This window comes from Aeromonas sp. 602396, from assembly GCF_049173735.1.
Classification (GTDB): domain Bacteria; phylum Pseudomonadota; class Gammaproteobacteria; order Enterobacterales; family Aeromonadaceae; genus Aeromonas; species Aeromonas veronii_A.
In genome coordinates, this window is sequence record NZ_JAAKSD010000002.1 from 127,092 (window position 1) to 149,033 (window position 21,942).

The following is a 21,942-nucleotide window of genomic DNA, read 5'->3' on the forward strand; positions in this document are numbered from 1 at the left end:
CTCGGCGGACTCAGCCGCCGCGCTGGTACTTGAAGCGCTTCTTGCGCCGGTAGGGGTAGACATCCTCGAACACCCCCACCTTGATGTTGCTCTGCAGCATCTTCCAGTAGTTGGCGTCGAACATCTCCTTGTGCAGCTGCAACATGATCTCCCGCACCTGCGGTTTTTGCAGCAGGAAGGTGGCGAACTCCTCGGGGAAGATGTCGTTGGGGGCCACCGAGTACCAGGGCTCGGCGCTCCACTCATCCTCGGGGTAGCGGGGCGGCGGGATCTGGCGGAAGTTGCACTCCGTCATGTAGCAGATCTCGTCGTAGTCGTAGAAGACCACCCGGCCGTGACGGGTGACGCCAAAGTTCTTGAACAGCATGTCCCCCGGGAAGATGTTGGCCGCCGCCAGCTGCTTGATGGCGTTGCCGTACTCCTCCAGTGCGAGCCGGGTCTGCTGCTCGTCCGCCTTGTCCAGATAGAGGTTGAGGGGGATCATCTTGCGCTCGGTATAGAGGTGCTTGATCACCAGCTTGTCGTCGCTGATGGTGAGCGCCGACGGTGCCACCGTCTTGAGCTCGGCAAGGAGCTCCGGCGAGATGCGATCGAGCGGAAACTCGAAGTTGGTGAACTCCTGGGTATCGGCCATCCGGCCAACCCGGTCGTGCTGTTTTACCAGCCGGTATTTCGCCTTCACCTGCTCGTGACTCACATCTTTGGGCGGCGTGAACTCGTCCTTGATCACCTTGAACACCACATCGTAGGAGGGGAGGGTGAACACGCTCATCACCATCCCCTTGATGCCGGGGGCGATGATGAACTGATCCCGACTCTGGGCCAGATGATGGCGGTAGTGGCGATAGAGCTCGGTCTTGCCGTGCTTCTGGCAGCCGATGGCGTTGTAGATCTCGTAATCGGGCTTGTGGGGCATGATTTGGCGCAGGAAGGCGACGAACAGCGCCGGTTCGCGGGCATAAACCATAAAGTAGGCACGGGCGAAGCCAAACACGATGGAGGCGAGATCCGGCTCGAAGATCACCGTGTCCACATAGATGCTGTGGCCGGTGCTGAGCAGGGGCAGGATAAAGGGGAAGACCTGATCCCGGGCCCGGATCAGCCCCACCAGATAGGCCCCTTTGTTGCGGTAGAACACCTCTTTGAGGAGCTCGATGGCAAACGGCTCGTCATGGAGGATTTGCGGGCCGTTCTCCGCAAGATGGCGGTGGATGTCGACAATATCCCGCTGCTTGTCCTCGTAGGGGAGGGTGAAGCTGTAATCCCCCAAAAGCTGGCTCAAGGTCTGCGGCAGATGGGCCAGATCGGTGCGATAGATCCGCAGCAGGGCGCTCAGGTCCGGTTTTTCGCCACGGCTGACAAAGGGGTGGATATAGAGGTTCTCGTCGCGGATATTGCGATGGCGAAAGATCCGGCGATAGACGGAGTTGAAGAAGGACTCCGCCACCTCGAAGTTGTCACAACGGGGCAGTAGATCGCTGAAGGCGCTTTTGACCCGCTTGAGCAGCTCCTGGGTGGCGTGGTGCTCCCCCATCATCTGGCGGATGGAGCTGGCGGTTGCCCCCACATGGTGGTCATAGAGGCGAATTCGCTCGCGCCCGGCGAGCTGCACCCCCAGCCAGTCACTGTTCTCGAAGCGGCTCTTGCTGCCCTGGGTTATCTCGAGAAACCGGCTGTAAAACGACTCGAAGCGTTGCAAGATAGTCTCGGCGACGGCCTGTTCCAATGGCTGCTGCATCTCTCTCTTCCTTGTGATCTGTCGGGCCGATAGCGCGAAGGATTGGGTGTAATTTGTTCACACGTCTGGCCACTATCGCAACATTCAAACGTCTGTTCAAGTGGCAATTTTCGGGGATAAACGGTAGATTGCGCCCCTGTTTTGGTGATGGTTTAGCGACTGTTTGCTGTCTGTTTGAGAGGCCGTTGGCCTGTGAGGAAACCCGATGAAGCTCTATTTTGTCCTGGTGGCACCTGCCCGACCTGCGAATGTGGGGGCGGCTGCCCGCGCCATGAAAACCATGGGATTCGATGCCATGCGACTGGTGGCGAGCCGGGTACACGAAGAGGAGGAGGCGAGCTGGGTAGCCCACGGCGCCCAGGAGATCCTGACCCAGGCCGAGGCGTTCGATACCCTGCCCGAGGCGCTGGCGGATATGGATCTGGTGATCGCCACCACTGCCCGTGAGCGCGGTCGCTACCAGCACTACCTCACGCCGGGGGAGATCCGCGAGCAGATCCGCGCCAAGCCATCACTCGGCAAGGTCGCCATCGTCTTTGGCTGCGAGGAGTCGGGGCTCTCCAACGAGCAGCTGGCCGAGGTCGATCTCATCAGCTATCTGCCCCTCAAGGTGAGCTACCCGTCTCTCAATCTGGGGCAGGCGATCATGCTCTACGCCTACGAGATGAGTCAGCTGATGGATGAGCTGAACGCCGACGGCGCCACTGCGGTAGCAGAAAATTTTGATAACGCTGGGCAGGTTCGGGTGCTGAAAAGCAAAACAGCAGAATTGCTGGGTGAACTCGGAGTTTCGCAGGATGAAAAACTGTATCAATGGGTGATGGACCGGGTGCCCATGCTGCCGCAGCGGGATTTGAACATGCTCCACCTGCTCTGCAAAGACCTTGCGCGCAAACTTGGCAAAGAGGTTTAAGTTGACAGCCCAGCGCCCGCCGCGGTATTGCTAAAAGCCAGCTTCGTCAACGAGTGTTCGTCATGCAGTTATTCACCAACGTCATCACCACCACCATTATTACCGGTACCACCACAGGTGGCACTGGGGCCGGTTGATGCGCTGACGAACAAGCACAGAAATCAGAAAAGGCCCGTACCCACCCAGTACGGGCCTTTTTGTTGGACTGGTTTTTAGATTGAATTTCATAGATTTACAGGGAGAGAAAGCGATGAGAGTGTTGAAATTTGGCGGGTCTTCACTGGCCGATGCAGAGCGTTTTTTACGGGTGGCCGATATCGCGGTCAACACCCACGGCCAATCTCAGGTAGCCCTGGTGCTCTCTGCACCTGCCAAGGTGACCAATCATCTGGTGGCGCTGGTGGAACAGACCAGCCGCGGCATGGATGCCAGTTCCACCCTGTTTGAAGTCAACGGCATCTTCTCCCGCCTGCTGGCAGGGTTGAAGGCGGCCTATCCGGCGCTTGATGACAAGGCGCTGCTGGCCCGTCTCACCAGCGAACTGGATCAGGTTGAGCGCCTGATGCAGGGCATCCGTCTGCTGGGCCTCTGCCCGGACAACGTGCAGGCACGCATTCTGAGCCGTGGCGAGAACCTCTCCATCGCCTTTATGCTCGAGCTGCTGCGGGTGCGCGGTCTGGATCTGGAGCTGATCGTACCGGAAGAGCTGTTGGTGACCGACGGCGGTTATCTGGAAGCCCACGTCGATATCGAAGCGTCCCGCCTGCGTTTTGCCGCCAAGGGGCTGCGTAGCGACTGCCTCTACCTGATGCCGGGCTTTACCGGTGGCAGCGACAAGGGCGAGACCGTGCTGCTGGGTCGCAACGGCTCCGACTACTCCGCCGCCGTGCTGGCTGCCTGTGTCGATGCCGAGTGCTGCGAGATCTGGACTGACGTCGAAGGCTGTTACAGCTGCGACCCCCGTCTGGTGCCGGATGCCTATCTGCTGAAAACCCTCTCCTACAAGGAGGCGATGGAGCTCTCCTACTTTGGCGCCAAGGTGCTGCACCCGAAAACCATCGCGCCGGTGGCCCAGTTCCATATTCCCTGCCTCATCAAGAACAGCTTCAACCCGCAAGGGCCGGGCACCCTGATCGGCCCCGAGAGCGGCGACGATGACCTGAAAGTGAAGGCCATCTCGGATCTCTCCGGCATGTGCATGTTCAACGTCTCCGGTCCCGGCATGAAGGGGATGGTCGGCATGGCCGGTCGCATCTTCTCCGCCGTCTCCCGCGCCGGGGTCAGTATCGTGCTGATCACCCAGTCCTCTTCCGAGTACAGCGTCAGCTTCTGTATCCACAGCTACGACAGCGACAAGACCCGCAAGGTGCTGGAGCGCGAGTTCGAGCTCGAATTCAAAAACCAGCTGCTGGAGCCGCTGGATATCATCAGCGATCTGGCGATCATCTCCCTCATCGGTGACGGCATGCGCACCAGCAAGGGGATGGCGGCCCGCTTCTTCACCTCGCTGGCGCAAGCCTCCATCAATATCGTCGCCATTGCGCAGGGCTCCAGCGAGCGTTCCATCTCGGCGGTGGTGCGGGATCGCAAGGTGGCGGAAGCCATCAAGGCGTGTCACCAGAACTTCTTTGGCAGTCAGCAGTTTATCGATCTCTTTGTGGTCGGGGTTGGCGGCGTTGGTGCGGCGCTGGTGGATCAGATCGCCCGCCAGCAACCGGTACTGGCCGAGCAGGGCACTGGCCTTCGCGTGGTCGGCATCGCCAACAGCCGCCAGATGGCGGTCAACAAGGATGGCCTGAACCTCGCCAACTGGCGTGAACAGCTGGTGGAAGCCCGCGACAGCTTCTCGCTGGAAGGGGTGAAAAAGCTGGTGGAAGATAGCCACATCATCAACCCGGTGATCGTTGACTGCACCTCCTCCGAGGAAGTAGCCGTCCAGTATGCCGACTTCCTCGCCGCCGGTTTCCACGTGGTGACTCCGAACAAGAAGGCCAACACCGGCTCGCTCGATTACTACAAGGCGCTGCGTCGCACTGCCCGCCAGACTCGCCGCAAGTTCCTGTACGAGACCAACGTCGGCGCTGGCCTGCCGGTTATCGAGAACCTGCAGAACCTCATCAAGGCCGGTGACAAGCTGCGTGCCTTCGACGGCATCCTCTCCGGTTCACTCTCCTTTATCTTCGGCAAGCTGGATGAGGGGATGGCCTTCTCTGAAGCCACCAAGATCGCTCGCAGCAACGGCTTTACCGAGCCGGATCCCCGCGACGATCTCAACGGCATGGATGTGGCGCGCAAGCTGCTCATTCTGGCCCGCGAGGCGGGCATGGCGCTGGAGCTCTCCGATGTGGAAGTCGAGCAGGCACTGCCGCCCGGATTTGATGTGAGCGGCGACGTGGAAGCCTTTATGGCCCGCCTGCCGGAGGCCGATGGCTGGTTCCGTGACCAGTTCGCCGCGGCCCAGCGTGAAGGCAAGGTGCTGCGCTATGTGGGTTCCATCGAGGGTGGCAAGTGCAAGGTCGCCATCAAGGCGGTCGGTGGCGACGAGCCGCTGTTCAAGGTCAAAGACGGGGAGAACGCGCTCGCCTTCTTCTCTACCTACTACCAGCCAATCCCGCTGGTGCTGCGCGGCTATGGCGCCGGTACCGAAGTGACTGCGGCGGGCGTCTTTGCCGACGTGCTGCGCACCCAGAACTGGAAGCAGGAGCTATAAGCATGAGTTCAGACATGTACCCCTCTTATATGACGGAAGGCGCCATGGGTAATGACAGAAGCGTGGTTGCCTATGCCCCAGCCTCCAGCGCCAACCTGAGCGTGGGATTCGATGTTCTGGGGGCGGCGCTCGCCCCCGTGGATGGCTCTCTGCTCGGCGATCGGGTGCAGGTAAAAGCGGCTGACGTGCCGTTCGCCCTCTCATCCGTGGGCCGCTACGCCCACAAGCTGCCGGATGATCCGAAAAAGAATATCCTCCATGACTGCTGGGTGGCCTATGGCGAGGCGCTGGAGAAGCGCGGCCTTAAACTCAAGCCGCTCGAAATGGTGCTGGAGAAGAACCTGCCGGTCGGCTCGGGTCTGGGTTCCAGCGCCAGCAGCGTGGTGGCGGCCCTTGAAGGGCTCAACGCCTTCCACGGCGAGCCGTTCAATGAGCACGACATGCTGCTGCTGATGGGGGAGATGGAGGGCAAGATCTCCGGCTCCGTTCACTACGACAACGTGGCGCCCTGTTATCTGGGCGGCATGCAGCTGGTGCTGGAAGAGCACGGCGTTATCAGTCAGGGTATTCCGGTGTTCGATCAGTGGTACTGGGTGGTCTGCTACCCGGGTACCGTGGTTTCGACCGCTGCCGCCCGCGCCATTTTGCCGGCCCAATATCGCCGTCAGGATTGCCTCACCTATGGCCGCCGCCTGGCTGCCTTTGTCCACGCCAGCTACACAGGGCAGGAGGGGCTGGCGGCGAGCGTCTTGAAAGACGTGATTGCCGAACCCTACCGTGCGGCGCTGATCGAAGGCTTTGCCGAGGTGCGGGCGCAGGCGGCCCAGAACGGGGCGCTGGCCACCGGCATCTCCGGCTCCGGCCCCACCGTGTTTGTGGTGATGAAGGATCTGGCGCAGGCCGAGCGGATGAAGGATTGGATGGAAGCACATTTCGTGCAGAACGAAGATGGATTTGCCCGGGTCTGCAAACTGGACATGGCCGGGGCACGGGTAACAGGAAGCGAGCTATGAATCTCTACAACATCAAGGACAACAGCGAACAGGTGAGCTTCGCGCAGGCGGTGCGTCAGGGCTTGGGTCGCGAACAGGGGCTCTTCTTCCCCGAACAACTCGAGCCGCTCGCCGATGTGGATGCCCTGCTGGATCTGCCGCTGGCTGAGCGCTCTGCCCGCATCCTGAGCCACCTGCTGGGGGACGAAGTGCCCGCCGCCAAGGTCAGCGAGCTGATCAATGCTGCCTTCACCTTCCCGGCGCCGCTGGTGAAACTCAAGGATGGCACCTATGCCCTTGAGCTGTTCCACGGCCCGACCCTGGCGTTCAAGGATTTCGGCGGCCGCTTTATGGCCCAGTGCCTCGCGGCCTTTAGAACCAACGACAAGATCACTATCCTCACCGCCACCTCCGGCGACACAGGTGCCGCCGTGGCCCACGCCTTCTACGGGCTGGAGGGGATCGAGGTGGTGATCCTCTATCCCAAGGGCAAGATCAGCCCCTTGCAGGAGAAGCTCTTCTGCACCCTCGGCGGCAATATCCGCACCATCGCCATCGACGGTGACTTCGATGCTTGTCAGGCGCTGGTAAAACAGGCCTTTGACGACGAGGCGCTGAAAAAGGCCATTGGCCTCAACTCCGCCAACTCCATCAATATCAGCCGCCTGCTGGCGCAGGTTTGCTACTACTTCGAGGCGGTGGCCCAGCTGCCCAAAGCCGATCGCGCCAAGGCGGTCATCAGTGTGCCGTCCGGCAACTTTGGCAACCTCACCGCAGGCTTGATTGCCAAGGCGCTGGGGCTGCCGGTGAAGCGCTTTATCGCCGCCACCAACGCCAACGACACCGTGCCGCGCTACCTGAAAACTGGCCAGTGGGAGCCGCACCAGACAGTGGCAACCCTGTCGAACGCCATGGATGTGAGCCGCCCCAACAACTGGCCGCGGGTAGAAGAGCTGTGCCGCCGCAAAGGCTGGGCGCTCGAAACGCTGGGCTCTGGTATGCGTGACGATGCCCAGACCCGCGATGCCCTGAAACGGCTGCACCAGCTGGATTACCTGTGCGAGCCCCACGGCGCCATTGCCTGGGATCTGCTGGGGGAACAGCTGGCCGAGGACGAAGTGGGGGTGTTCCTCTGCACCGCCCATCCCGCCAAGTTCAAAGAGTCGGTGGACGAGATCCTCAATCTCGATGTACCGCTACCCGGCCCGCTCGCCAAGCATGCCGAACTGCCGCTGCTCTCTGTTAATTTGCCAGCGGAGTTTGTCCGGTTAAGGGCGTTTTTGGTGGGGTAAGTAGCTGAGCTGAGATAACCAACAGAAATAAAAATCCCCCGGTGATGGGGGATTTTCATTTTCTAGATTGGAAAAGGTGACTCAAGTTTGAGCTAGTGATTAGGTGAGTCGATAATTTAAACTGTATGGAGATGGCATTATATGGATATGTCGTATTGTTTAATCAAATCCAAACGCGAAAATAGATTTTATAACTTCATGTGGCGATAGCATGTTTCTTATAAAATAGCCCAGATGTTTCGAGCTGGGCTATTTTTATTACCGCTATCTTTTCTTTCTAGATATGAAAGCCTTTCCTATTATAGCTGCAAATGAAATAATAGACTCCAGCCCTTTCTTATCCGCCAACTCTATAAAGTAACGACCTATTTCTTGTTCGTTAAACCCATTTTTAATTACATTGGTGGTAATCACATCTATATCTAGTTCGTGAGTAGGAGTGTAATTGTAATCGAAGCTCTCCTGCTTAGGTAAATATGGGGTTTGATTGTTTTTTTGTATTGGCAAAGGAGTGATTTTAAGATGGCTTTGCTTATTATCTCTAAGTAAGTAGGTTTCAGCTACTTTTGCTTCACCTAATTTATTTTTTACCAAAATAGATTGGCCGAAATCAAACTGCACCCATTGCCAAGAGTGCGTTTTTGTTTTCCAAGCCTCAGTGTTTAAAAAATCTATCTTTCCAAGGCCGACTATATGATAGATACCATCATTGTCTTTAACTAGAGACTCCCCTTGAGTTTGTGGTGGTAACCACTTGTTTATATTAGGGTAGTTGAAGTTAATAGTCTCTCCGCCTTCTGCTATGCTATTTAAACGCTTGGCTTCATTAATTATATATTTACTGTCTTGAATATCCCATTGTGGCATGTCGCTATAGCAACCCAATATAGCTCCAGCCATGCTAGCAATTGAATCTGTATCCGTACCCAAGTGGTTAACACAAGCTGTAATTGCTTCATATGGTGTTGAATTTTTGAAGAAATAGCACAAAAGACTACTAGCTATAACTGTATTTGTGGCTGTGCCTCTACGTGAGTCTTTGTCGCACTCCAAGGTAGCTATGGCTGATTTATATTTTTCAATGGGGTCAATATAAATGCTGGCTGACTCAAGTGCATTGGATAATAAAGCTTTTGATTCTGCATGAATACGCTTTATTTCTATGGTTAATTCTGTTTCTGAAATATCTTCCCAATTAGGTAGCCAGAAATTTTTTAATTCATAGATGCTATTTATGATGTCTGGTATTAATAAAAACTTATCAATAAACTTGTCTAGTTCGACAGGGCTTGCTGGTTTGTCATTTAATAAAGAATATTGTAAGGCGTCAGCATGTAAAATCGCGCCGCATACAGATAATAAATGACCGTGAGTGGTCAATGAGTCCTTTATTACAGAGGGGATATAGAGTCTTTCTGATAATTGTCTAGAGCACCAAACATGAGGTTGAATCCTCATAGCGGTACCATTGCCACCTGATTGCGTATACTCAGAGCTATTGTTTTTGTAGAAATTTGAAAACCAATTTGTATCTTTCCTCATTAGGTTGGTAGCAGCTAGTTTTGTTGCTCTACCTGCACCTAATGCATAAGATAGCCAAACTGGGAGTTCTATTTTAGCGAATGACTCTGCATCAAATTCACCATTACTTCGAATAGATCTTGATACCGCCAATCTGAGCTGGGTGTCATCAGAGTACGTTCCTGCAGGGAGGTTAACAGTGACGCCAGAATAACCACCAATCTTTCTTTGCCAGCTAACAGGTTTTAGAAGATGGTTAGTACCAATTCTGCGTTTCAGTCCATTCTCATCTGTGAGCTCAGAAATCCAGCCAATAGCATCACCAGCGGCAGCCCATAGCGCAGAATTTATAACTTTTTTCTCTCTGAGTGAGTTCATGTTTCCCTCTTAGAATGCGTTCGGCGCACCTGAAAACTTTTCTGGGACAATAATAACATCTACAGATTGAAAACCAAAGCTCCTTAATGTTCCATGTATTGAGGCTGCTTGTTCCTTATTTTGTACATATACTTTTTTTAAAAAAGACATGTTGAGTGGATTTGGGTACAGTACCTCAGCTTGTTCGCATGTTGTTAAATTAATTGGCCTGTTATTTCTTTTTACAGTATTGGTACCCCATCTAGTAATTTTTTCTGCAAACATAGCTTTCATTCCAGTGACGCCTGTCGCTCTTACTACAGAAGTGTATATATTGTTTGTAGTTGTAAAATAGACTCCATTATGAGTGAGTATGATGGGATCAAAAGACATGATACACCACCATTTATCTTTATCCTTAAACCAATTTTTAGCTGCATTGAAATAATGAGTGTTAATCTCACTTATCGACAGGTTAATGTAATCCAGCCAATCTTCATCTTTATTAAAAGTCACTTGAGCCTCTTTACGCTCACTCGAAACAGGTGAGGCTATATAGCTTAGATATTGATCTTCATTTAGTGCTTTTCGTGATAAAACAGTCTTTGAGCCAGCACATCCGGTCAATCCCATTTCTGTAGTGAAATGAAGGATTTCATTAATTTTTCTTTCTTTAGTATATTCAACGATATCCATTTATAAATTTACCTCAACGTATGTGTCATCAACGAAATATTCTACAATGTCTGGCTTTTCACTCTCTTTATACCCAATAATGACAGACTCTCTTGCCCTACAGATTGCCATTGAAAGTAATCTTCTTAATTGTTGCAGTTTATCATCATTTTCATCTTTTTGATGACTCATATTTACATTATTCATTCCAAGTATAATGACGTGATCGAATTCAAGACCTTTTGCTGAATTCATTGTTGATAGAGCTATGTTTTCATGGCCTCTTGGCCAAACTCTATTCTTAGTGATGATAACGTGTGGTAATTTTTGGGCTAGCAATTGGCGCTCTATTTCTTTGAACCAATCCCCGCCTCTAGGATGAAGAAATGCAACTGATTCTTTCTGCAGGTTTATATTTTTCAAAATGTAATCTATTGCAAAACTGACTTGTTGAGAGTGCTTTCCTTTACACACGATCGGTTTTGGACCATGCCTTGTTGCTTTGGTTATGTCACTGAAGCTCCCATCATCGTCAATAGTCAATCCACGAGTAATTGCTGCGGCAAAAGTTGCAATCTCAATGGTGTTTCTGTGGTTTTCATTTAATCTGAAATAAATGGCATTCCTCATATCCAATCCTGTTTCAGCCCATGTGAAACCTCGTGGATATAAACGTTGGATTGTGTCTATGACAAATGTTAGATAATAGTCTTCTTTTAGGTGATTTAGAACGGCTCTTATTTGGTTTGCTGAAAAATCTTGTGTTTCATCAACTACGATAATATCGTAACATAAAGATTTTTTAGTGATCATTTTTTCGCATTGAGTATGCCAATCATCAACATTTTGCCTGTTAATCCACTCAACATATTCCTTTACTATATCAACTAAAATACTGCGGGTTGCTTTGGTTACTTGAGGTGACAAACCTCGGCCAGTTCTCTCGGTTGTCAGATATTTCTCTAAGTCGTTAAGGCGGAATCTACCTCTGAAATAATCAATCTCATCCAGAAGGAAGCGTGTGTCAATTCCTATTTTGTAGCATTTCTTAGCGAAATAAAATTCTCTTTCTTTATCCGCTATTAAGTTTGTGTTTATATTTTTCTTTGTCCAGTTAGCAAAAGTTTCATTTTCGACATGCACTGGAATAGTGTTCGTTTGAGAACTATCATAAATAAGGCCTTCAATATATCCAGCCAAGGTTCTATTAAATGATAATACTAAAGCTTTTATTGGGGTCGAGTCATTCTCAAGGTGTCTACGATATGCCAATGTATTAACTATTGCAGTCAGTCTAAGTAATGCACTTGTAGTTTTTCCACTTCCAGCAGCACCTCGAATAACAACAACTCCAGTTGTGTTGCGACTGACGATTGGAAGTTGTTCTCTAGTAGCTTGATGGTTGGATAGGATTTTCAACTAAACCTCCTTTAAAATCCAATTAATTTAAATACAAGGTGAAATTAAATATGTAATTCTATTAAACATCTCCTTATTAGGAGATTTGGTTTTATGAATGAAAACAATATATTTCTTGAAATATTAAAGGTCGCATAGTTATTTATAAAAGTAAAATGCACGCTACCGCCCGTGGATTACAGCTTCCAAAATGCTCCATTAACCAGCGAGGGCTGAGGCCCATCACTAACGAATAGGCACCGGATGGATATGTTAAGCCAATTGAATCTATTCTCTCCAGACAAAAAGTGACGTAACTGTCAGTAATGATTGGTTTTTTGCGCTGGCTCAACAAATCGAACTGAGTGGGCACCGGATTCCCATGGCCCTTGATTTTATTGGAGTTGGTGGGTGCGGTAGGGAAGAGGGTGGCGGGCTTGCCGCTGAGGAAGGGTTGGCTGGGGGCAATCCCGCTCCGGCAATCGGCGCTATAGTGCGGGCGATGGTTGCCCTGTGCCCGTCTCCCAAGCTGGCGAGGCGGGGGATCTGCGGCAACAATCAGCTGTTGCAATCACAGCCATTTGCAACACATCGTCATGCAAATATGACCATGCAAACACATCACCAGATAGAGAGGGCATTACCCATGAAGCGTACCATCCTGTTCGGCCTGCTCTGCGGCAGCGTGCTGCTGGCCAATCCGGTCTTTGCCAACGACACTGCCCAGTTGCAGTGCGAGGCGCAGGCCGCAGCCAAAAAGCTTAACGGCGCCGCCAAGACCAGCTTTGTCGGCAAGTGCGTGAAAGATGCCGCTGGCGCCGCAACTGGCGAGTGCGAGAAGGCGGCGGCTGACAAGAAGCTGGCCGGTGCGGCCAAGAACAGCTTTATCCAGAAGTGCGTGAAGACGGGCGCGGCAGTGGATCCGGCGGCCAAGTGCGAGAAGGCGGCGGCCGACAAGAAGCTGGCTGGCGCGGCCAAGAACAGCTTTATCCAGAAGTGCGTGAAGGATAGCGCCGCCAAGTAAGGCATTTTCTCATCCGGTGTGTTTGCGGGGGCCATCAGGCCCCCGTGCTTTTTGGCGCACTGAACGACACCTCTTGTGGAGTTATGTGCACTTCTCTATGTAGCAAAGAGCGGGATCTGGTTGTGCCTCCCATTACGTCCCATCTCCCCGGTGAGGGAGCCCTGCTCTGGTGGCTTGAGCGAACGGATCGGTTCTCTGGTCAAGGCTCATATTTATTCCCGGTGCCATACCATGCGCTTGGTGAATGATGGTGACATTCCTCTGCCTCTGCTCACCGGGGGCAGCGTCAAAACAGACGAGGGTGCTTGGGCTGATTTTCACAGCCAATCCTGCTTGACTCCAGCGTTAGCAGGGAGTGCTCACATTGACTGATGTCATCTGTGGTGACGGTGTTGTGGCTTGCTCTCAGATATATTAAATAAGGGATGTAACGCTAATTACTGTTTGTTAATAGCGTAATTTTTACTTATCTGTCTCTGCCATTTTTGGCCTCTTGTTTCACGTCAGATTATTCTGATTATTAGGCTGTAATTTCCGGTTACAATTTTGTTCAAGACCATGCCATCTACCAGGGTCACATACCCTTGATTCATATATGTCAGAATTTGTCGTATATGAATGTGCCGAGAACGATAATGTACCTGACAAGGCACCACTAAAGCTTCTGGCGCTGAAAATCTTTATTGAAAATCGCCATGTCATTGATTTTATTTGTTTTTTTTGTTTTATTTTTGATGATGCGGAGTAACGCGTGTGCTTTACCAGTCTCAAAAGAAATAAATATGGTCTTGAGAGGGCTGGTGCCGTGCGGGTCGTGCTGTGGCGGCTTATTGATATGTCGTCAAATATTAAAGTTATTACTCTGGATCATCCCTTTTTAATATCGGCCTTGCTTCAACTGTAATTTATTACAGTTGTTGCCAGTACTATTGGCTATAAGCTCTGCCCTTCTTGATAAAACCTCAAAATCGGGTACTAGAGCATGGGAAAAGGAATTGATGGCGCTACTGTCGCGCCCAAAGAGCGTATAAATATCAAGTATGTACCGTCGACTGGTGGTCAACAGGGAGAAGTAGAACTTCCCCTGACCATGATGGTGGTCGGCAACATGAAAGGACGCACCGAAGATACCCCCATCGAGGAGCGTCAGACTGTCTCCATCGACAAGAATAATTTCTCATCTGTCATGAAAGAATCGGCATTGGAACTGAACTTCACCGTTCCAAATCGTCTGGAAGAGAACAGCCAGGACGAGCTGCCGGTTTCGATCAAAATCCAGTCCCTGGAAGACTTCACTCCTGACAATGTGGCCCAGCAAGTGCCCGAACTGCGCAAGCTGCTGGAGCTGCGTGAGGCGCTGGTTGCCCTGAAGGGGCCGCTCGGCAATATCCCTGCTTTCCGCAATCGTTTGCAGGATCTGCTGTCCAGTGATGAGGCTCGTGAGCAGTTGCTCAAAGAGCTGGATTTGATCAAGCCAGTCGAGTGATCGGCGGGTTGTATTGACTGAACGAGAAGGAACAAACATGTCTTTGGTCGAAGAACAGGTTCAAGCGGGGGCGAATGCCGCCTCCTCGTCCTCTTTGCTGGACGAAATCATGGCACAAGCACGCATCACGCCGGTTGATGAGGGTTACAGCGTCGCCAAGCAGGGGGTCGCAGCCCTGATCGCCAACATTCTGGATAGCGGTACTGCCAGCAGTCCGGTCAACAAGGCACTGGTGGACAGCATGATTGTCGAGCTCGACAAGAAGCTCGGCAAGCAGATGGACATCATTCTCCATGCCAAGCCGTTGCAGGAGATGGAGTCCTCCTGGCGCTCCCTGAAGTTGCTGGTGGATCGCACCGATTTTCGCGAAAACATCAAGATCCAGGTGCTGCACGCTACCAAGGAAGAGCTGCTGGAAGATTTCGAATTCTCACCCGAAATCACCCAGTCCGGTCTCTACAAGCATGTCTACTCCAGCGGTTATGGTCAGTTTGGTGGTCAGCCGGTGGGGGCCGTGATCGGTGATTACGCCTTCACCCACAGCGGACCCGATATCAAGCTGATGCAGTATGTCAGCGCCGTCGGCGCCATGGCTCATGCCCCCTTCATCTCTTCCGTTGCACCGACCTTTTTTGGTGTAGACAGCTTTACCGAGCTGCCCTCCATCAAGGATCTGAAATCGGTATTCGAAGGGCCGGCCTACACCAAGTGGCGCGCCTTGCGTGAATCGGAAGATGCCCGTTATCTGGGACTGACCGCACCGCGCTTCCTGGCCCGTCTGCCGTATGACCCGACCGAAAACCCCATCAAGGGCTTCAACTATCAGGAAGATATCAGCTCGGATCACAATCACTATCTGTGGGGCAACACCGCCTATCTGATGGGCACCTCCCTGACTGACAGTTTCGCCAAGTACCGCTGGTGCCCGAACATCATAGGCCCGCAGAGCGGTGGTGCGATCCACGATCTGCCGGTGCACGTCTATGAAGCCATGGGTCAGCTGCAGGCGAAGATCCCGACCGAAGTGCTGATCACTGACCGTCGTGAATACGAGCTGTCGGAAGAGGGTTTCATCACCCTGACCATGCGCAAGGACAGCGACAACGCCGCCTTCTTCTCTGCCAACTCGGTGCAAAAGCCCAAGGTGTTCCCGAACACCAAGGAAGGACGCGAGGCCGAAACCAACTACAAGTTGGGCACCCAGCTGCCCTATATGTTCATCATCAACCGCCTGGCGCACTACATCAAAGTGCTGCAGCGCGAGCAGATCGGCTCCTGGAAGGAGCGTCAGGATCTGGAACGGGAGTTGAACAGCTGGATCCGGCAGTTTGTGGCCGATCAGGAGAATCCGCCGGCAGAGGTCCGCAGCCGTCGTCCGCTGCGCGCCGCCCAGATCAAGGTGCTGGATGTGGAAGGGGAGCCGGGCTGGTATCAGGTCGCCATGTCAGTGCGCCCGCACTTCAAGTACATGGGGGCGAGCTTCGAGCTCTCTCTGGTAGGTCGACTGGACAAGGAATAAGGCCCGATGCCGTATCTCTCTTCCTGGGATAGAGGAAATGCGGCCAGCCTGTTCGATCGCATACGGGGGGAGGGGCTGAGCCCTTCTCCCCGTTCGGAGGTTGAGGAGTTGGTTGATTCTGTCAAGCGGCAGCTCGAACAGATCCTCAACACCCGTCCCGGCAATTGCCGCAGTGCTCCCGAGCTTGGTGTCATCGATCTCAATGACGCCACTCAGGGCAGTGCGGATATCAAGGGGCGGATCCGCGAAGCGATCCGGCAATGCATCCGTCGTTATGAACCGCGGATTGTGCATGTGGATGTCCGTTCACCCGACTATCAGGCGAGTCCGCTCGAGATGTCGTTTCAGGTGACGGCCCACGTGAGGCTGGAGCATATCGAGCAAGTTACCTCGTTCAACGTCCAAATGGACAGTCACCGCCACTACCGCATGGTCTGATCAATGTCGCTGGAACATTACTTCAGGGATGAGTTGGCATTTTTGCGCCTGCAAGGGCGCGAATTTGCCGATAGCTATCCCGAACTCACCCGTTTTTTGTCGGAGCAGAATACCGACCCGGATGTGGAACGCCTGCTGGAAGGCTTTGCGTTTCTCACGGGCAACCTGCGCGCAAAAATTGAAGACGAGTTTCCCGAGCTGACCCACGGTCTGCTCAATATGCTCTGGCCAAACTACCTGCGTCCCGTCCCCAGCATGACTATCATGCAGTTTTCGGTTATTCCGGGGGCCATCGCCCAGCCCGCGCTGGTGAAGCAGGGCTGCCAACTCGACAGTCTGCCTATTGACGATGTGACCTGTCATTTTCAAACCTGCCACGATGCCTGGGTCTATCCGGCCGAGATGCGCGAGGTGACGGCGCAAAGTGGCAACGATCTCTCAACCATCTCGCTCGATATTGCCCTGCATGCCCCCTTGCTGCTCAGTGAGTTGCAGCTGGACAAGCTGCGCTTCTTCCTCGGTGGCGACAGCTACACCGCCTATGAGCTCTACTTCTGGCTCTCCAACCAGCTCTCCCATATCGAGCTCGAGATCGACGGCAAGCGCTTTCGTCAGGAGGCCAAGGCCCTCAAACCGGTCGGCTTCGAGCGCGACGATGCGCTGTTGCCCTATCCGAACAACGTCTATTCCGGCTACCGGATCCTGCAGGAGTATTTCTGCTTTCCGGAGAGCTTCCTCTTCTTCGAACTCTCCGGTGGCGAGTGGCCCAAACAGCCGCTGCCGGTGAGTGAATTCAAAATTCATTTCTGTTTCGACCGGCCCTTGCCGGCGGAACTCAAGATCCGTCCCGACTCCTTCATGCTCAACTGCGTGCCGGCCATCAACCTGTTCCAGCACGACAGCGAGCCGGTCAATCTCAACGGCCGTCAGGCGGAATACCCGCTCAAGGCGAGCTATCGCTATGCCGACAGTTTCGAAATTTTCTCGGTGGATCAGGTTGAAGGTTGGGTCGAGGGCAATCTGGGGCGCTCTCGGGGCACGCCGCGCATCTATCAGCCATTCGAAAGTTTTCAGCACCAGATAGAGCGGGCCAAGCAGCGGCTGGCACTCTACTACCGGGTGCGGGTCAGGGAGTCGGTGAGTGGTGATGGTTTCGAGCACAGCCTCTCGTTTGTGCGGGGCGATGAAACCACCACGGTCGACCTCGATGAATCCATCTCGGTGACGCTTACCTGTACCAACCGCTCCCGCGCCGCCCGCCTCAAGGTCGGCAGCATCTGCGTGCCGACCGGCAGCTCGCCGTCGTTTGCCACCTTCCGCAACCTGATCCGGCCGACCAGGCCGCTGCGCCCGGCACTGGATGGCAGCCTGCACTGGACCCTGATTTCCAACCTGTCGCTCAACTATGTCTCTCTGCTGCGCCGCGATGCCCTGGTGCAGGTGCTGCGTACCTACGACTTTCCCGCTTTGCACGACAAGCAAGCAGAGCAGGCGTCGCGCAAGCGGCTGGCGGGGATCGAGGAGATCGAGACCAAGCCGGTGGACAGGCTGGTGCGCGGCATGCCGGTGCGGGGGCTCAAGTCGGTGCTCTCCATCCGCCAGTCCGCCTTTGGCAGCGAAGGGGAGCTCTATCTCTTCAGCACCGTGCTGGCCCACTTCTTCTCGCTCTATGCCAGCGTCAACGCTTTCCACCTGCTTGAGGTGGTCAATCTCGATAACAAGGAGCGCTATCAGTGGCCAGTCCAGATCGGTCAGCACTCCCTGATGTGAGCGCCGCCAACGAGGCGCCCCGTTTTAATTTCTTCCAGCTGGTCGAGCTGCTCAACCGGCTCGATGGCGCCGATCAGGAGCGTGGTCTCGACCACCTGCCAAGTGACGAGAATATTCGTTTCAAGGCGACCGCATCGCTGGGGTTTCCCACCAGTGACGTGCTGCAGATTGGCCGCGACGAGAAGGGGCGCCACGAGCTGGAAGTGGCCTTTCTGGGTCTGCACGGCAGCCAGTCGCCGATGCCGGGGTATTACCTCGACTCATTGGCGTGGGAGTACGCCCAGGGTGAGCAGAAGCTCGGCCTGTTTCTGGATTTCTTCCACCACCGTCTGCTGACCCTGCTGCACCGGATCTGGCGCAAGTATCGCTACCACGTCCGTTTTCAGGACGACGGTGAGGATGGGTTCTCCCGCCTGATGTTTGCGCTGGTGGGGCTTGGCAACGACGCCGTCTGCCAGAGCCTGCCGGTCAACCGCGCCAAGATGCTCTCCTATGCGGGCATGCTGGCCAGCCCCAGCCGCTCGCCCGAGGTGGTCGCCGGTCTGGTGGCCCACTGCTTCGATCTGGCGGATGTAGAGGTGAGCGCCTGGCAGTGGCGCAATGTGCCGATCCATCCGGAGCAGCAAAACCGCCTGGGCGGTGCTTGCGCCACTCTGGGGCATGACTTCGTCATCGGTGACAAGGTCAATGATTGTGCCGGCAAGTTTTTATTGAAAATCAATGATCTGAGTTTTAGCCAGTTTCTCGGATTTCTCCCGAACGGGGAGCATTTCCACGCCTTGGTGACCTTTGTCTCCTTCATCTTGCGCGATCAGCTGGCCTGGGATCTGCGGCTTGGCTTCGGTCAGGAGCAGGCCAAGGGGCTGAGATTGGGGGAGGAGCAGAGTGCCCGTCTGGGGTGGAGTACCTTTCTCGGCCAACCGCCGAGTGACCCGTTCGTGACGATCTGTGTACAGGAATAAGCACAGAAATTCAGTGTAGGAATACGTGCAGGAGTGAATGTGGACGACTTTAACCAGCAACTATCTCTGGTGGTGCTTAACAGCGAGCAGCTCGACGGCAGCCAGCAGGTGCAATATCGCTTCGACGAGATGGGAGGCACCCTGGGCTCCTCCGAACAGGATGACTGGCAACTGCGAGACAGGTTGGGGGCGGTGATGCCGGCCCATGCCCGGGTCGAGCTCAATGACGGTCGTTTCTGCCTGTGCGATCTCAGCGGCCAGACCTACATCAATGGTGCTACCTCGCCCATCGGGCGGGCTCGCAAGGTGCATCTGGAGCAGGGAGACGAGCTGGTGGTCGGCCCGTTCCGGCTGCGCGCCTATCTCGGTGCCATTTCCCCCGAGCAGAGCCTGCAGCAGGTGCTGGGCAACCGTCCAACCGAACAGCTTGACGAGTGGCTTGCCAGCGATCCCCACCACACCCAGACCCTGGATGATCCTCGGGCCCTGGCAGTCGATCCCCTGCTGGCATTGCAGCAGGAGCGTGCGGCTCCTGGCCCGCTGATGGATACCCAGCCGCAGGCTCAACCGCATTTTCAACCGGATATGGACACCGTATCCCTCGCTCCATTTTCTGCCGTCGAGAACACCATGAACCAAGAATTTCTGGATATGCCCGCCATCGAGAACCACCCCGACTTCCAGCCGCTGGAGGACGTTGATCACGTCGCCCTGACCCCGCTGATGCGCGGGCTGGGTCAGCCGTTGCAGTTGCAGGACACCCGACAGGCCCACGACATGCTCGAAGAGATGGGCAAGACAGTGCGGGCCATGGTGGAGGGGTTGCTGCAACTGCAAAGCGATCAGGCGGCGCTGGCAGACAAGCACCTGCGCCCCATCGAGGACAACCCTCTGCGCCTTGGCCTCGATTATGACGAGACCCTGGCGGTGCTGTTTGCCGAGCAGAAGAGCCCGGTGCACCTGAGCGCACCGGCCGCGGTGGCCGAGAGCCTGCACAACGTGCGCATCCACCACGTGGCAAACCAGCAGGCCATCAGTGCGGCGCTCGACAGCATCCTGCAGGCCTTCTCACCGGAAGCCTTGCTCGGCCGTTTCGAGCAATACCGCCGCAGCGGCGCGCCGGGTATGGCTGATGAGGGGTGGGCCTGGAACATGTATCAGCACTACTACCGTGAGCTCACCTCTGCCCGTCAGCAGGGGTTCGACAAGCTGTTCCATCAGGTCTACGCCCAGGCCTATGACCAGGCCGTGCGTCAGCAACAGGGACTGATTTGATGATACGTGCACTGTGGTTTGGGGCCTGTCTGCTGGCCCTGGCCGGTTGTACCACCATGGGCAAGATGGCCGATGTGGTCATGAACCCGGATGTCCAGGTGGGGAGCAACGATGACCAGCCCTCCACCCTGGGGCTCAGCCTGCTGGCGGAGCCTGACGTCAACCCCAACGAGAGCGGGGAGGCGGCACCCATCGAGTTTCAGGTGGTGCTGCTGGCGGAAGATTCCAGGCTGCTCGCCACCGACTACGACCAGGTGACGGCAGATGTAGAGAAGGCCCTTGGCAAGAACTACCTGGATCATCAGGACTACACCCTGCTACCCGGCCAGTTCAAATACCTGCCCCCCGTCAAGCTTGACGAGAAGACCCGTTACATCGGCGTGATTGCTCGGTACGCCGATCCGGACAGCGCCGAGTGGCGCAAGGTCATCAAGGTCAAGAGCAAGGGAACGGCCTATCAAATTCTGGTGCACCTGCGCCTGGATGAAGTGGAACTACAAAAAGAAGAAGAATAATCATGTCGAGTCGAAATCGGGTTATCTGGCGTGAAGGGCTCTTTATCAAGCCCCAGCACTTCCAGCAACAACAGAGACATTCAGATTACGCGCTGCACGCGCGTTTGAGCGCGCTGTCCGACTATTTCTACGGGTTGCAGTCGCTTGCCATCAACGAGGATTACCTCGGCTTTGGCCGCATCGCGCTGGTGGGGGCCACCGGTATCATGCCGGACGGCACCGTCTTCAACATTCCGAACGATGATGTGCTGCCGACCCCGCTGGAGATCACCGATGCCTCGGTGGCCAACCAGAAGGTCTATCTGGCGCTGCCGCTCTCGGTGAGCGGGGTCAACGAGGTCAATCAGGGCGGTCAGGTAGCAACCCGGCTGCAGGCTCATCGCCACGATGTGCGGGATCTCCACAGCGAAGGGGGCGACGTGGTCTCCCTCGAAGTGGGGCGGGTCAGCTTGCGGCTGATGCTGGAGCGGGAAGACCGCAGCGCCTACGCGTCCCTCGCCATTGCTCGCATTCTGGACAAGCGCCCGGATGGCGGTCTGGTGCTGGATCCCAACTTCATGCCCTGCAGCATCAGCGTATCCGCCATCCCGACTCTCAAGCGCTTCCTCGGCGAGTCGGCTGGCCTTGTGGCCGAGCGGGCTCGCAGCCTCTCCCAGCGCATCGCGTCGCCGGGTCAGCAGGGGGTTGCCGATGTGGCCGAGTTCATGATGCTGCAGCTACTCAACCGCGCCCAGCCCCAGCTCTCCCATCTGGCGCGCCTTGGCACCCTGCACCCCGAGCGGCTGCATGAGGCGCTGGTGCAGCTGTGCGGCGAGCTGATGACCTTTACCGACGAGTCCCGCCTGCCGCCCGAGTTCCCCGCCTATCGTCACGACGATCAGCAGGTGAGCTTCGAACCGGTGATGCTGGCCCTGCGTCAGGCACTCAGTACCGTGCTGTCGCCACGTGCCGTCTCCATCCAGCTGCGCAAGCACCAGTACGGCATCATGGTGGCCATGGTGAGCGAGAGCGAGCTGATGCAGAGCGCCGACTTCGTGCTGGCAGTGCGTGCCCGCATGCCGCAGGAGCAGCTGCGCAAACAGCTGCTGCAGCAGACCAAGGTGGCCTCCAGCGACAAGATCCGCGAGCTCATCAGCCTGCAGCTGCCGGGTATTCCGCTGCTGCCGCTGCCGGTGGCGCCGCGCCAGCTGCCCTACCACGCCGGTTACAGCTACTTCCAGCTCGACCGTCAGAGCCCGGCCTGGCAGATGCTGGCTGTGGGCAACACGCTCGCCTTCCACATTGCCGGCGATTTCCCCGAGCTCGACATGCAGCTCTGGGCCATTCGTAGCCAGTGATCGCACCAAGGAAACATGCA

17 protein-coding genes are annotated in these 21,942 nt (G+C 55.1%); 13 read left to right on the forward strand and 4 right to left on the reverse strand.

Annotation, left to right across the window (positions count from 1 at the left end; genetic code table 11):
* Window positions 1-10 precede the first annotated feature (10 nt).
* On the reverse strand, window positions 11-1,738 hold the full coding sequence (aceK, locus tag G5229_RS04295) for a bifunctional isocitrate dehydrogenase kinase/phosphatase (protein WP_058059117.1): 1,728 nt from the start codon (window positions 1,736-1,738) through the stop codon (window positions 11-13).
* Between the two features lie 205 nt (window positions 1,739-1,943).
* Here aceK and G5229_RS04300 point away from each other — a divergent pair, with 205 nt between their 5' ends.
* The 4 genes from G5229_RS04300 to thrC all read left to right on the forward strand — a co-directional run bounded on the left by G5229_RS04300 (window position 1,944) and on the right by thrC (window position 7,645).
* Entirely contained in the window at window positions 1,944-2,651 is a 708-nt protein-coding gene (locus G5229_RS04300; RefSeq protein WP_421208620.1) for a tRNA/rRNA methyltransferase, read from the forward strand.
* Between the two features lie 250 nt (window positions 2,652-2,901).
* Window positions 2,902-5,361, forward strand: coding sequence for a bifunctional aspartate kinase/homoserine dehydrogenase I (gene thrA, locus G5229_RS04305; protein WP_421208622.1), 2,460 nt, complete (start codon window positions 2,902-2,904; stop codon window positions 5,359-5,361).
* Between the two features lie 2 nt (window positions 5,362-5,363).
* Window positions 5,364-6,374, forward strand: coding sequence for a homoserine kinase (thrB, locus tag G5229_RS04310; protein ID WP_421208624.1), 1,011 nt, complete (start codon window positions 5,364-5,366; stop codon window positions 6,372-6,374).
* On the forward strand, window positions 6,371-7,645 hold the full coding sequence (thrC, locus tag G5229_RS04315) for a threonine synthase (protein WP_421208626.1): 1,275 nt from the start codon (window positions 6,371-6,373) through the stop codon (window positions 7,643-7,645). The genes thrB and thrC overlap by 4 nt, the downstream gene beginning before the upstream one ends.
* Window positions 7,646-7,909: 264 nt before the next feature.
* Here the strand turns inward: thrC and G5229_RS04320 are convergent, their stop codons facing one another.
* The 3 genes from G5229_RS04320 to G5229_RS04330 are packed head-to-tail and all read right to left on the reverse strand — an operon-like array spanning window position 7,910 to window position 11,617.
* On the reverse strand, window positions 7,910-9,544 hold the full coding sequence (locus G5229_RS04320) for an ADP-ribosylglycohydrolase family protein (RefSeq protein ID WP_421208628.1): 1,635 nt from the start codon (window positions 9,542-9,544) through the stop codon (window positions 7,910-7,912).
* Between the two features lie 9 nt (window positions 9,545-9,553).
* Window positions 9,554-10,219 carry a DarT ssDNA thymidine ADP-ribosyltransferase family protein gene (locus G5229_RS04325; protein WP_421208630.1) on the reverse strand — a complete coding sequence of 222 codons (666 nt, stop codon included), beginning with the start codon at window positions 10,217-10,219 and terminating at the stop codon, window positions 9,554-9,556.
* Window positions 10,220-11,617, reverse strand: a complete 1,398-nt coding sequence (locus G5229_RS04330) for a 3'-5' exonuclease (RefSeq protein ID WP_421208632.1) — start codon at window positions 11,615-11,617, stop codon at window positions 10,220-10,222. It abuts the gene before it with no gap.
* A 625-nt stretch (window positions 11,618-12,242) separates the two neighbouring features.
* Between G5229_RS04330 and G5229_RS04335 the strand changes: the two genes are divergently transcribed.
* The 9 genes from G5229_RS04335 (at window position 12,243) to tssK (ending at window position 21,922) form a co-directional block, all read left to right on the forward strand.
* Window positions 12,243-12,620 carry a hypothetical protein gene (locus G5229_RS04335; protein ID WP_288727492.1) on the forward strand — a complete coding sequence of 126 codons (378 nt, stop codon included), beginning with the start codon at window positions 12,243-12,245 and terminating at the stop codon, window positions 12,618-12,620.
* 982 nt (window positions 12,621-13,602) lie between these two features.
* A complete protein-coding gene (tssB, locus tag G5229_RS04340; RefSeq protein ID WP_421205362.1) occupies window positions 13,603-14,106 on the forward strand; it encodes a type VI secretion system contractile sheath small subunit in 504 nt (167 codons plus the stop codon).
* Window positions 14,107-14,143: 37 nt separating this feature from the next.
* Window positions 14,144-15,625 (forward strand): type VI secretion system contractile sheath large subunit, encoded by a 1,482-nt coding sequence (gene tssC / locus G5229_RS04345; RefSeq protein WP_421208634.1) that lies wholly within the window; start codon window positions 14,144-14,146, stop codon window positions 15,623-15,625.
* 6 nt (window positions 15,626-15,631) lie between these two features.
* Window positions 15,632-16,063, forward strand: a complete 432-nt coding sequence (tssE, locus tag G5229_RS04350) for a type VI secretion system baseplate subunit TssE (RefSeq protein WP_421208636.1) — start codon at window positions 15,632-15,634, stop codon at window positions 16,061-16,063.
* A gap of 3 nt (window positions 16,064-16,066) precedes the next feature.
* Window positions 16,067-17,833, forward strand: a complete 1,767-nt coding sequence (gene tssF / locus G5229_RS04355; RefSeq protein ID WP_421208638.1) for a type VI secretion system baseplate subunit TssF — start codon at window positions 16,067-16,069, stop codon at window positions 17,831-17,833.
* Window positions 17,797-18,795, forward strand: a complete 999-nt coding sequence (gene tssG, locus G5229_RS04360; protein ID WP_421205357.1) for a type VI secretion system baseplate subunit TssG — start codon at window positions 17,797-17,799, stop codon at window positions 18,793-18,795. Before tssF ends, tssG begins: the two co-directional genes overlap by 37 nt.
* Before the next feature lie 39 nt (window positions 18,796-18,834).
* The gene (gene tagH, locus G5229_RS04365; RefSeq protein ID WP_421208640.1) at window positions 18,835-20,070 is read left to right on the forward strand and encodes a type VI secretion system-associated FHA domain protein TagH; all 1,236 of its coding nucleotides are present in this window, start codon (window positions 18,835-18,837) and stop codon (window positions 20,068-20,070) included.
* Window positions 20,070-20,585 carry a type VI secretion system lipoprotein TssJ gene (tssJ, locus tag G5229_RS04370; protein WP_421208642.1) on the forward strand — a complete coding sequence of 172 codons (516 nt, stop codon included), beginning with the start codon at window positions 20,070-20,072 and terminating at the stop codon, window positions 20,583-20,585. Before tagH ends, tssJ begins: the two co-directional genes overlap by 1 nt.
* A gap of 2 nt (window positions 20,586-20,587) precedes the next feature.
* The gene (gene tssK / locus G5229_RS04375; protein ID WP_421208644.1) at window positions 20,588-21,922 is read left to right on the forward strand and encodes a type VI secretion system baseplate subunit TssK; all 1,335 of its coding nucleotides are present in this window, start codon (window positions 20,588-20,590) and stop codon (window positions 21,920-21,922) included.
* The last annotated feature ends 20 nt before the right edge of the window (window positions 21,923-21,942 follow it).